Raw genomic sequence first — 11327 nt, 5'->3', positions numbered from 1 at the left:
CCATGAGACCCTCTTCCCTGCCGGCCTCCCTTGACGGATTGAGACTGCGCGCCGAGCTCGCGGCGGCGACGCGGTCGGGCTGGGACACGTCCTCGGCCCGCCAGGCGGGCCTGGCCAAGCTGAAGAAATTCGTCGCCCGCGGCGAGGCCCATGCGCGCTCCTGTCTCGATGGCAAGACCGGGGGGCTGGAGGCCGCGCGGGTCCTGTCCAGCGTGATGAACGCCGTGGTCCGGGCTCTGTTCGACTCCATCGCGGTGGAAGTTCTGGCCGAAGGCGAGCCTTGCGAAGGGCTGACCGTGTGCGCTGTCGGCGGTTTCGGGGCGGGCGAGCTGGCGCCTCAATCGGATATCGATCTCCTCTTCCTGCTTGGCGAGCGTCCTCCGGCCGGCTATCAGCTCATCGTCGACCGGGTCGCCTACGCCATGTGGGACAGCGGGCTGACGGTGGGCGGCGGCGCCGTGCGCACGGTTGGCGAGACGATCGAACTGGCGGCCACCAATGTTGCCGAACGCACCGCCCTGCTCGACCTGCGCATTCTGGCTGGCGACGATCAACCCATCTCGGCCTTGAAGCAGCGCTTCGACATCAATGTACGCGGCGAGGAAGCCGCCGGCTTCGTCATGGCCAAGCTGGCCGAGCGCGATGCGCGCGTCGACAAGCAGGGCGATAGCCGCTACGCGGTCGAGCCCAACGTCAAGGACGGCAAGGGCGCGCTGCGCGATCTCCAGACCCTGCGCTGGCTGGCTCAGGTCCTGTACGGCAATGACGCGCTGGAACGCTGGGTGGCCAACGGGCTGCTCTCGGTACAGGACGTGGAGCGCTATCTCAGCGCAGAGGACTTCTTCTGGACGGTCCGCTTCCACATGCACGCCCTGACAGGGCGCAAGGATGACAGGCTGACCTTCGACCTGCAGCCTGAAGTTGCCGCGCGTATGGGATATCAGGATGCCGATCAGGTGCTCGCCGTTGAAAGCTTCATGCGCGACTATTTCCGCGCCGCGATTGATGTCGGTGCGCTGACGCGTCTGGTTTGTGCCAAGCTGGAAGCCGATGAACTCAAAGACCCGCCGGCGGGGATTGGCCGCTTCATGCCGGCCCACGGTGTGCAGGAAGCTGACGATGCGCTGACCGAGGCCGGATTCCGGATCCGGTCGGGACGGCTGGATTTTGCCAATGCGACGGCGATCGAGTCCGATCCGGTATTGATGTTGCGCCTGTTCGAGTTCGCGTCGGCCCGCCATCTCGACCTGCACCCCGACGCGGTCTCGGCGATCAGCCATTCGCTGCGCCATGTCGACGACGCCTTGCGCAATGATAGCCGGGCGGCGCGCGCTTTCTTCGCCGTGCTGCTGGAGGCCGACGACCCGCGCATCACTCTGCGCGCCATGACCGAGGCGGGCCTGCTGGGCGCTTTCATCCCCGAGTTCGGCGATATCGTCGCGCGCACCCAGTTCAACATGTATCATCGCTATACCGTGGACGAGCACACGCTGAATGCGCTGGGCTTCCTGCGCGAGATCGAACAGGGCAAGCATCCGGTCGAACATCCGCTGTCCACGCGCATCCTTCCCGAGATCAGCCACCGGCGCGCCCTGCACCTGGCCGTGCTGCTGCACGATACCGGCAAGGGCGCCGGGGATCAGTGCATCGAGGGCGAGGTGCGTGCCAAGGCGGCCTGTGCCCGCCTCGGCCTCGAGGACAAGGAGTGTGAACTGGTCTCCTGGCTGGTGCGCCACCATCTCGACATGAACGATGTCGCCCAGCGGCGCGACCTGTCCGATCCTCGCACCGTGCTCGATTTTGCCAGCCTGGTGGCGACACCCGAGCGGCTGCGCCTTCTGACAGTGCTGACCGTGGTGGATATTCGCGCGGTCGGACCCGGTGTCTGGAATGGCTGGAAGGCCCAGCTCCTGCGCGATCTGTATTCAGCCACCTCGGCGGTCCTGCGCGAAGGCAAATCGCCCGAAGAGGAAGAGGCGCGAGAGCGTCTGGCCGGGCGCGCCGACCGTGCGCGCCGCCTGTTCCGCGACCGCCTGGACCGGGTGGACCCGGCTTTTGCCGAGCGCTGGACGCAGGACCTGGACGATCCGTACTGGCTCGCCTTCAGCGAGTCCGACCGGCTGCGTCATGCCGCCTTCGTGCGCGCCGCCGCGCGCCGAAAGCAGGAGATTGCCTGCGGGGTGCGGATCGACAAGCGACGCTCCGCTGCCGAAGTGCTTGTGCTGGCTCCCGACCGGGACGGTCTCTTTGCCGACCTTGTCGGCGCGCTCGCGCTGAACGGCGCGAACGTCGTCGGCGCTCAGGTCACCACCACGGCAGGGGGCACTGCTTTCGACGTCTTTTATGTGCAGGAACCGGGCGGCAAACCCTTTGGCTGGTCGGATCATCACAGCCTGGACCGGCTGCGCGAGGCGGTTCGCCGGGCGGCGGGCGAAGGCCTGGACCAGACCGCGACGATCCCCGAACGCGCGGTCAAACGGCGTGAAGCTGCCTTCGCGGTCAGCCCCTATGTCCAGCTCGACACCGATGCTGCCGACAACGCGCTGGTGATCGAAGCGTCTGGCCGTGACCGGCCGCGCCTGCTGCACGATCTGGCGCGGGGACTGGCCGATATGGGCCTGTCGCTGCAGGCGGCCCGCATTGACGGCTATGGCGAGCGTGCCGTCGACAGTTTCTACGTGACCGATGGCGGCGAGAAGGTCACCGATCCCGACCGGCTGAAGGCCATTCGCGAGACCTTGATGGGCATATTGGCGGAGCCGGAGAATGCGGTCGCCGATCGCCATGCCGGGGACGGGCTGTCTCGTGCCCTGGCGAGTCCGGGACGATAATCGATGCGGCTTTTGCGCAATCTGGGCGTGGTGTCCGGTCTCACCCTCGCCTCGCGTCTTCTGGGCATGGTGCGCGAGATCTTCATGGCCGCGCGGCTCGGGGCAGGGCCTGTGGCCGACACCTTCTTTCAGGCGCTGACCATCCCGAACACCTTCCGGCGCGTGCTCGCCGAAGGGGCGTTCAATTCCGCCTTCGTGCCGCTCTACGCGCGCGAGCTTGAGGGTGAGGTTCCCAGCGAAGCCGACCGGTTCGCCTCGCAGGCCCTCTCCGTCCTGTTCACGGTCACCCTCATCCTCGTCATCGGCTTCCAGCTTGCCGCGCCCTGGCTGGCCTACATCTTCTTCCCCGGGCAGATTGGGGACCCGGACGGGCTGGCCTTTGCCGCGTTGCTGCTTCAGATCACCATGCCCTACCTGCTGACCATGTCGGTTACGGCCCTGGTCGGCGGCGCGCTCAATACCCATGGCCGGTTTGCCGCGGCGGCCGGCGCACCGCTCCTGTTCAACCTGGTCCTTATCGTCATTCTCGCGCTCGATTTTACCGAGGGACGCAGGCTGGCGATCTGGCTGTCGGTCGGCGTGACCGCATCTGGCGTCCTGCAGGCCGGCCTGCTCTGGGTTGTCGCACGCACGGCCGGGCTCACGATCACCCTGCGCATGCCAAAACTGACCCCGCAGGTCCGCCGGCTGATCCGCATCGGCATTCCCGGTGCATTTGCGGCCGGGGCGACGCAGATCAACGTCCTCGTGACGTCCTCGATCGCGACGCTGGAGGAAGGCGCGCGCTCCTACCTCAACTATGCAGAGCGTCTCTACCAGCTGCCGCTGGGGGTGATCGGTATCGCCATGGGGGTGGCGCTCCTGCCCAACCTTGCCCGGCGCGTGCGCTCTGGCGACGAGTCCGGCGGCCTGTTCGCGATGAACCGGGCGCTGGAGCTGTCGCTCGCCCTGACGCTTCCTGCCACGGTCGCCTTCCTGATCGTGCCCGGATTTCTCGTGGCGGGCCTGTACGAATGGGACGCGTTCACGCGCGCGGACACCAATGCCACGGCGCTCGCGCTGATGGCCTATGCTGCGGGGCTGCCCGCCTTCGTTCTGATCAAAGTACTCTCGCCGGGCTTCTTCGCGCGCGAGGACACGAAGACACCCATGCGGTTTGCGCTCGCCTCTGTGGCGCTCAACTTCGTGCTGGCGATCGCGCTCTTCTTCGGCGGGATGGGCTTTGTCGGGCTGGCCATCGCATCTAGCCTCGCAGGCTGGCTCAATACCGCGCTTCTTGCGCTGACGCTGCGCCGGCGCAAGCTCTTCCATATCGATGCCCGTCTGAAAGCGCGCCTGCCCCGCCTGCTCGGCGCGTCGCTGATCATGGGCCTTGCCGTCTGGACGCTGGCGACGACCCGGAGCGTCTGGGCTGCACCGGTCATTCAGCTGCTGGGCGCCGATCTGGGCAAGCTCGCCATACTCTTCATCGTGATTGCGGCGGGCGGTGTCGCCTATGCGGGCGCGTGCCTGCTCACCCGGGCGCTGCGCGTGTCGGAGATCAGGGAGGCGTTGCGCCCGCGCGCCGTGCCGGCCGATACCTCGCCGGAGCTGTAAGGCAGTGCGCGCTTGAGAGGCGCGTCCGGGAGGGCTATCACGCAGTCCGAGCCTTCCTCCAGACGAGAGCCAGTTTTCATGAGCGACGCGCCCCAGACCTATTCCGGTCCCGACCGTATCCTGTCCGGCATGCAGCCCACCGGCGGCCTGCATCTCGGCAATTATCTCGGGGCGCTGAAGAACTGGGTTCCAATGCAGGACACGGGCGCGGAGTGCTTTTTCTGCGCGGTCGACATGCACGCCATGACGGTCGAGTACGATCCCGCCGTGCTGCCCGACCGGGTGCGCGGGGTTGCCGCTGCCTATGTCGCGGCCGGGGTCGATCCGGAGCGCAGCGCGATCTTCGCCCAGTCCGCCGTGCCCGAGCATGCGGAGTTGAACTGGATTCTCCAGTGCGTGGCCCGCATGGGCTGGATGGAGCGCATGACCCAGTTCAAGGACAAGGCGGGCAAGGATTCCGAGCGCGCGAGCGTCGGCCTGTTCACCTATCCGGTGCTGATGGCGGCCGATATCCTGGTCTACAAGGCCACGCACGTGCCGGTCGGCGACGACCAGAAGCAGCATCTGGAGCTATCGCGCGACATCGCCGCGCGCTTCAACCGCGACTTCGGTGGCGGGGAGATCGTCTTCCCGCTGCCCGAACCGGTCATCCTGCCCACCGGGGCGCGTGTGATGTCGCTCAAAGACGGCACGAAGAAGATGTCGAAATCCGATCCGAGCGATAATGCGCGCATCAATCTTCACGACGATGCCGACACGATTGCGAAGAAGATCAAGAAGGCCAAGACCGATCCCGAGCCACTGCCCGAAACCGCGCAGGGTCTGGAGACCCGTCCGGAGGCGAAGAATCTGGTCGGGCTCTATGCCGCGCTGACCGGGACCAGCGTCGAGGCTGTGCTGGCCGAGTTCGGCGGCGAAGGCTTTGGCGCGTTCAAGCCGAAGCTGGCCGAGGCGGCGGTGAGCTATATCGCGCCGATCAGCGAGGAGTATGCGCGCCTGATCGGCGACAAGGCCGAGATTGACGCCATCCTGAAACGCGGTGCCGAGCGGGCGCGCGAGGCGGCCGTGCCGGTCGTGGCCGAGATTCGCGACCGGGTCGGCTACTGGCGCCCCTGAGCGTCCCGCGACGCTATGTCCGCGCCTGGCGCGCGGGGCAGGCCTCGCATTCGGTCCGGCCCGGGGCTAAACCGGGATCGCGACATCAATCCAATTTTAGCGGAGCTCTGCCCATGCGCGCCCTTCTCGCTGCTGCCTCCATCCTGGCTCTCCTGACGGCCTGCTCGCCCGAGGACCCCGCGAGCGGGGAGGCCCGGCCCGACGCGTCTGGCGCCGCGTCCGGGGATCATGACGCCATGGATCATGCGGCCATGGATCATGAGGGGGCGGGCGACGCCACCGGCATGGGCGCGTCCGCAGCCGCCGACCTCCTGACCGGCCCCCAATCGGTGACGGTCGAGGCAGACGGCCAGAGCGCCATGTTTGCCGGCACCTGGATTCGCACGCCGCCGCAGGGCCGCGACGTCGCGGCCGGCTATCTGGTCGTGCGCACGCAGAACCCGGACGCGATCGTTGAGGTCACCTCCCCCGATGCCGAGCGGGTTGAGCTTCACACGATGACGATGGACGATAATGTGATGCGCATGCGCCGGATCGACCGGCTCGAGACCGGTCCCGAGCCCGTCCGGCTCGCGCCCGGCAGCGATCACCTGATGATCTTCGGCCTGTCCGAAAGCGCCCGCACCAACGCCGCCGCTCGCCTGACACTCACCTTCGAAAGCGGCCTCGTTGCGGAGGAGCTCGTCTTCCCCATCGAAGACGCGATGCCGGAGTAGGGAGGGGTTTGGGCTTAAGCTCTAGACACCTCTGAAAATCCAGGTGAATTTGGGCCCTCAGGTTTTCGAGGGCGCATTGACTAAGATCGTTTTATCCCAACGTGCCGAGAGCGGCTATGACGACGTCCCCGGGGAACTTTATCATTTCCCACGCACCTATTTGCGTGTCGCACAATCAGCGGAAAGGGACGGTTGCCTCTTTTACGAACCGCGGCGAAGCGGAGGGCGGCTCGTCTATTGGGCTTCCGGCCGGATCGGACGAATTTACCCGGATACGAAAAGACCAGACCACTACTACGCGGAAATCGAAGAATTCCTGCCGTTCCCTGAACCGGTGAGCTTTCGTCGGGCCGATAACAAGTTCTGGGAATCGCGCCTTGCGACCGACGATGGATCACCTAATGCCGGCCTGACGCAACGCTCTGTACGTGAAATTCCGGAGGTAGATTTCGACCTTATCCTGAAAGCGGGGTATGCGCCGATCATCAAGGCCCAAGAGCAAGACCGGATGATACAACCACAATGGGGGGTAGCGGAAGATCAACTCGATTTCGAGCGTCCCGTCTTTGAACAAATTTCACACAGACCGTTCAGGGACCGAGTCTTCGCGTTGCAGGTCCGTGAGGCCTACGACGCACGTTGCGCGGTGACGGGATTGAAGATCATCAATGGCGGTGGGCGAGCTGAGATGTAAGCGGCCCATATCAAGCCGGTAAAAGATCGGGGCCCCGATTCCGTTAGGAATGGAGTTGCGCTATCGCGCACCGTACATTGGATGTTCGATAGAGGCTTGTTGAGTATCGACGACGACTTTCGTTTGCTGCAGGCGAAACCACTCCTTCCAGAAGGAGTTGACCGGCTCTTTCATCCGAGCGGCTATATCCATGTGCCAGACACCGCTCGCGACCAACCCAGTCGCGCGTTCCTGCGCTGGCACCGGGATAATTGCTACAAAGGATAGCTGCTATGGGCGAATCAGAAACTTGGTGCGCCAGCGTCAATCGGCTGTTCGTTCAGAGATACGCCATCGATATTCAAGACATTGGCTTTGACGACGAATATCTAGAGCGGTGCTACTCAAGCGGAGAAGCGGCCTCGGAATTCGTCGAGCGGATTGCTTCAAAATTCGACCTTGATCCGCGGACAGCCGGTTACCGCCCTCAATCCTGATCCATCTTGAGCGCCGCGAGGAAGGCCTCCTGGGGAATCTCCACCTTGCCGAACTGGCGCATCTTCTTCTTGCCGGCTTTCTGCTTGTCGAGAAGCTTGCGCTTGCGCGTGGCGTCGCCGCCATAGCATTTCGCGGTCACGTCCTTGCGCATGGCCGAGAGCGTCTCGCGCGCGATCACGCGGCCCCCGATGGCGGCCTGGATCGGAATCTTGAACATGTGGCGCGGGATGAGGTCCTTCAGCCGTTCGCACATGCCCCGGCCCCGCATCTCCGCGCGGCTGCGGTGGACGATCATGGAGAGGGCGTCGACGGGCTCGTCATTGACCAGAATGCTCATCTTCACCAGGTCGCCGACGCGGTGATCGATGAACTGGTAGTCGAAGCTGGCATAGCCCTTGGTGACCGATTTCAGCCGGTCGTAGAAGTCGAACACGACTTCGTTGAGCGGCAGCTCGTAGACCAGCATGGCGCGCGTGCCGGCATAGGTCAGCTCGCGCTGGATGCCGCGCCGGTCTTCGCACAGCTTCAGCACGCCGCCCAGATACTCGTCGGGCACCAGGATGGTGGCCTTGATCCAGGGCTCGGCAATGCTCTCGATCTTGACAGGATCGGGCATGTCGGCGGGATTGTGCAGGTCCACCTCGCTGCCATCCATCATCTGCATCTTGTAGATGACCGAGGGTGCGGTGGTGATCAGGTCGACATCGTATTCGCGTTCGAGCCGCTCGCGGATGACTTCCAGGTGAAGCAGCCCGAGGAAGCCGCAGCGGAAGCCGAAGCCGAGCGCGGCGCTGGTTTCCATCTCGAAGCTGAAGCTGGCATCGTTCAGGGCGAGGCGCTCGACTGCATCGCGCAGGTCTTCGAAGTCGGCCGCGTCAACCGGGAAGAGGCCGCAGAACACGACCGGGATGGCGGGCTTGAAGCCGGGCAGCATGGAGTCGGTCGGGCGGCGCTCTTCGGTGATCGTGTCACCCACGCGCGCGTCGCGCACCTGCTTGATCGAGGCGTTCAGGAAGCCGATCTCGCCGGGTCCCAGCGTGTCGGTTTCGGTCTTGGCGGGCGTGAACACGCCGACACCGTCCACGTTGTAGCTCGCGCTGGCGCCCATCAGGCGCACGCGCTGGCCCTTCCTCAGCGTCCCTTCGATGATGCGCACGAGGCAGATGACGCCGAGATAGGGGTCGTACCAGGAGTCCACCAGCAACGCCTTGAGCGGGGCGTCCGGATCGCCGGAGACGGGCGGGGGCAGCCGGGTCACGATAGCTTCGAGCACGTCCTCGATGCCGAACCCGGTCTTGGCCGAAATCTCGATCGCGTCATGGGCCTCGATACCGATCACGTCCTCGATCTGCTCCTTCACCCGGTTCGGCTCGGCGGCGGGAAGGTCGATCTTGTTCAGGACAGGCACGATTTCCAGATTGACATCGATCGCCTGATAGACGTTCGCCAGCGTCTGGGCTTCGACGCCCTGGGCGGCATCCACGACGAGCAGCGCGCCCTCGCAGGCATAGAGCGAGCGACTGACCTCGTAGGCGAAATCGACATGGCCCGGAGTGTCGATGAGGTTCAGCGCATAGGTCTCGCCATCCTTGGCGGTGTAGCTCAGGCGCACGGTCTGCGCCTTGATCGTGATGCCGCGCTCGCGCTCGAGATCCATATTGTCGAGCACTTGTTCCTTCATCTCGCGCTCGGTCAGCCCGCCCGTGACCTGGATCAGGCGGTCGGCCAGGGTAGACTTGCCGTGGTCAATGTGCGCGACGATGGAGAAGTTGCGGATGTATTTGGGATCGATGCTCATGGTCGGGCATATAACGATCCTGACGTGCCGCGCAAAGTGGCTTGTGAAGCGCGAGAAGCCAGCCGTGTCCGCGGGCGCAGTCTAGCGGTGCCTTTTGTCCGCCCGGTCAGCGCGGATGGAATCCATGTGCACGCGCAACTCGCCCTCCCACGCGCCCATGATTTCCTGCACGCGGGCGACATAGGCGCCGTTCTCGTGGGACGGCGTGTCCGGGTCGTACACCTCGGCCATGTGCAGCATGGCGCGCCGGTCCATCTCGTCGAAGGCCCGCGCCATCGACCGCGCATGGTCCGGGCCGATCCCCAGCGCCTCGTAGGCGGAGCGCCCCATGCGGATGGAGCTGTCATAGGTCTCGCGAATGATGTCGCGGCACCCGGCATTGTAGAGATCGAAGACGTGATCGCGGTCGAGCGCGCGCGCCATGACATGCACCCCGGGATAGGTCTGTACGACATAACGGACCAGCTGCGTGATCTGCGCCCGCCCGTCGATGGCCACGATCAGCAGCTTGGCCCGCTCGATCCCGGCGGCGGTCAGCAGGTCGGGCCGGGTGGCGTCGCCGAAATAGGCCTTGATGCCGAAGCTGCGCAGCACGTCGAGCTGTTTGGAGCTGTAGTCGACGACCGTGGCCTTGTAACCCGCCGCGCTGAGCATCCGGTCGATAATGCCGCCCATGCGTCCCCGCCCGGCGATGATGATGTCGTTGTCTTCCTCGATGTGGTCCTGTTCCCGCGCCTGAACCTTGGAAAAGCGTGGCGCGATCAGGCGGTCGTGGACGATGAAGAGCAACGGGGTGAGCAGCATGGAGATCGCGACAATGGCCGCAAGCTGGTCGCCGATCGCACCCGGGAAGATCTGGTTAGAACTTGCAAAGGACAGCAGGACAAAGCCGAATTCGCCCGCCTGTGCGAGGCCGAGCGCCATCAGCCAGCGGTCCGACCCTGTGACCTTGAACACGAAGCTGAGGGCCAGAAGGATGGCCGCCTTCAAGGCGATCAGGCCCAGCGCGGACCCGATCAGGATCGCGAATTGATCGGAGACCAGGGCAAAATCGATCCCGGCCCCGACCGTCATGAAGAACAGGCCCAGCAGCAGGCCACGGAACGGGTCGATGTCGGATTCCAGCTCGTGCCGGTATTCGCTGTTGGCCAGCACGACGCCGGCGATGAAGGTGCCGAGCGCGGGCGACAGCCCGACGAGCGACATCAAAAGGGCGATTCCGACCACGATGACGAGGGCGGCCGCGATGAAGAGCTCGCGCAGACGCGGCCGGGCGATGAAGCGGAAAAGCGGCCGGGTCAGCCAGCGCCCGATCAGGATCACCGCGCCGACGGCGGCGATGGTGACGAGGGCGGCCTGCCAGCCGCTGAGATGGTTGACCAGGCTCAGTCCCGACTCGTGGTCGACGCCCGACCCTGAGTCCGGGCCCGGAACCAGGCCGGGGACGGCCAGGAGGGGCATCAGCGCCAGCATCGGGATCACGGCGATGTCCTGGAAGAGCAGAACCGAGAAACTCGACTGGCCGCCCTCGCTTCGCATCAGCCCGCGCTCGTTCAAGGTCTGCAGGACGATCGCCGTCGAGGAGAGGGAGAGCACCAGTCCGGCGGCCAGCGCGATTGTCCAGGATTGCCCGAAGGCCATCACGATAGCGGTGACCGCCGCGGTCGTGAGGACCACCTGCAACCCGCCGAGGCCGAGCACCCGGTCGCGCAGCCGCCAGAGCCGGCGCGGTTCGAGCTCGAGTCCGACGAGGAAAAGCATCATCACGACGCCAAATTCTGCAAAATGCTGGATCGAGACGACGTCGACATGCAGGAGGCCGAGCAGCGGCGAGATCGCGATCCCTGCCAGCAGGTAGCCCAGGACGGACCCCAGACCGAACCGAGCCGCAAGGGGAACGGCGACCACACCCGCGAGCAGGAAGGTGAAGGCCAGCATCAAGAAGTCGGTCATGCCTTCACGTCCTCGCGCCCGGTCACAAGACCCGGTCAGTGTTGTCAGTTTTTCGCGGCGCCGCAATCATCGCCGCGGGGATCGAACAGCCATGACGCCGCGTTCTGCCCCGGTCTGGACAGCTCGCCCCGACACTGCCGCATTCG

9 protein-coding genes are annotated in these 11327 nt (G+C 65.2%); 7 read left to right on the top strand and 2 right to left on the bottom strand.

All coding sequences use genetic code 11. From position 1 onward, the window contains the following. The first annotated feature begins 2 nt into the window (after window positions 1-2). The 7 genes from E5162_RS12465 to E5162_RS12435 all read left to right on the top strand — a co-directional run bounded on the left by E5162_RS12465 (window position 3) and on the right by E5162_RS12435 (window position 7429). Window positions 3-2831, top strand: coding sequence for a [protein-PII] uridylyltransferase (locus tag E5162_RS12465; protein WP_135945579.1), 2829 nt, complete (start codon window positions 3-5; stop codon window positions 2829-2831). A 3-nt stretch (window positions 2832-2834) separates the two neighbouring features. Then, window positions 2835-4427: a murein biosynthesis integral membrane protein MurJ gene (gene murJ, locus E5162_RS12460; RefSeq protein ID WP_135945578.1), complete on the top strand. Its 1593-nt coding sequence runs from the start codon at window positions 2835-2837 to the stop codon at window positions 4425-4427. A gap of 78 nt (window positions 4428-4505) precedes the next feature. Beyond that, the gene (trpS, locus tag E5162_RS12455) at window positions 4506-5543 is read left to right on the top strand and encodes a tryptophan--tRNA ligase (protein ID WP_135945577.1); all 1038 of its coding nucleotides are present in this window, start codon (window positions 4506-4508) and stop codon (window positions 5541-5543) included. Window positions 5544-5656: 113 nt separating this feature from the next. Beyond that, window positions 5657-6259, top strand: coding sequence for a copper chaperone PCu(A)C (locus E5162_RS12450; protein ID WP_135945576.1), 603 nt, complete (start codon window positions 5657-5659; stop codon window positions 6257-6259). Between the two features lie 76 nt (window positions 6260-6335). After that, on the top strand, window positions 6336-6953 hold the full coding sequence (locus E5162_RS12445; protein ID WP_135945575.1) for a hypothetical protein: 618 nt from the start codon (window positions 6336-6338) through the stop codon (window positions 6951-6953). A gap of 9 nt (window positions 6954-6962) precedes the next feature. Then, window positions 6963-7220 (top strand): HNH endonuclease, encoded by a 258-nt coding sequence (locus E5162_RS15210; RefSeq protein WP_135945712.1) that lies wholly within the window; start codon window positions 6963-6965, stop codon window positions 7218-7220. A 5-nt stretch (window positions 7221-7225) separates the two neighbouring features. Beyond that, window positions 7226-7429: a hypothetical protein gene (locus tag E5162_RS12435; RefSeq protein WP_135945574.1), complete on the top strand. Its 204-nt coding sequence runs from the start codon at window positions 7226-7228 to the stop codon at window positions 7427-7429. Here E5162_RS12435 and lepA read toward each other — a convergent pair. Together lepA and E5162_RS12425 are read right to left on the bottom strand one after the other, a co-directional pair. Further along, window positions 7420-9228 carry a translation elongation factor 4 gene (gene lepA, locus E5162_RS12430; RefSeq protein ID WP_135945573.1) on the bottom strand — a complete coding sequence of 603 codons (1809 nt, stop codon included), beginning with the start codon at window positions 9226-9228 and terminating at the stop codon, window positions 7420-7422. The two genes, E5162_RS12435 and lepA, sit on opposite strands and share 10 nt — an antisense overlap. Before the next feature lie 81 nt (window positions 9229-9309). Further along, entirely contained in the window at window positions 9310-11181 is a 1872-nt protein-coding gene (locus E5162_RS12425) for a monovalent cation:proton antiporter-2 (CPA2) family protein (RefSeq protein WP_135945572.1), read from the bottom strand. Window positions 11182-11327: the final 146 nt, after the last annotated feature.

Origin of the sequence: Marinicauda pacifica, from assembly GCF_004793635.1 — a bacterium.
Lineage (GTDB): Bacteria > Pseudomonadota > Alphaproteobacteria > Caulobacterales > Maricaulaceae > Marinicauda > Marinicauda pacifica.
Note: the sequence above shows the minus strand (reverse complement) of the source record. Positions and strands in the feature narration are given on the sequence as shown.

Excerpts from the sequence above, each read along its gene's own strand:
- E5162_RS12465 (WP_135945579.1), top strand. The coding sequence starts at position 3 with ATGAGACCCTCTTCCCTGCCGGCCTCCCTTGACGGATTGAGACTGCGC.
- murJ (WP_135945578.1), top strand. The coding sequence starts at position 2,835 with ATGCGGCTTTTGCGCAATCTGGGCGTGGTGTCCGGTCTCACCCTCGCC.
- trpS (WP_135945577.1), top strand. The coding sequence starts at position 4,506 with ATGAGCGACGCGCCCCAGACCTATTCCGGTCCCGACCGTATCCTGTCC.
- E5162_RS12450 (WP_135945576.1), top strand. The coding sequence starts at position 5,657 with ATGCGCGCCCTTCTCGCTGCTGCCTCCATCCTGGCTCTCCTGACGGCC.
- E5162_RS12435 (WP_135945574.1), top strand. The coding sequence starts at position 7,226 with ATGGGCGAATCAGAAACTTGGTGCGCCAGCGTCAATCGGCTGTTCGTT.
- lepA (WP_135945573.1), bottom strand. The coding sequence starts at position 9,228 with ATGAGCATCGATCCCAAATACATCCGCAACTTCTCCATCGTCGCGCAC.
- E5162_RS12425 (WP_135945572.1), bottom strand. The coding sequence starts at position 11,181 with ATGACCGACTTCTTGATGCTGGCCTTCACCTTCCTGCTCGCGGGTGTG.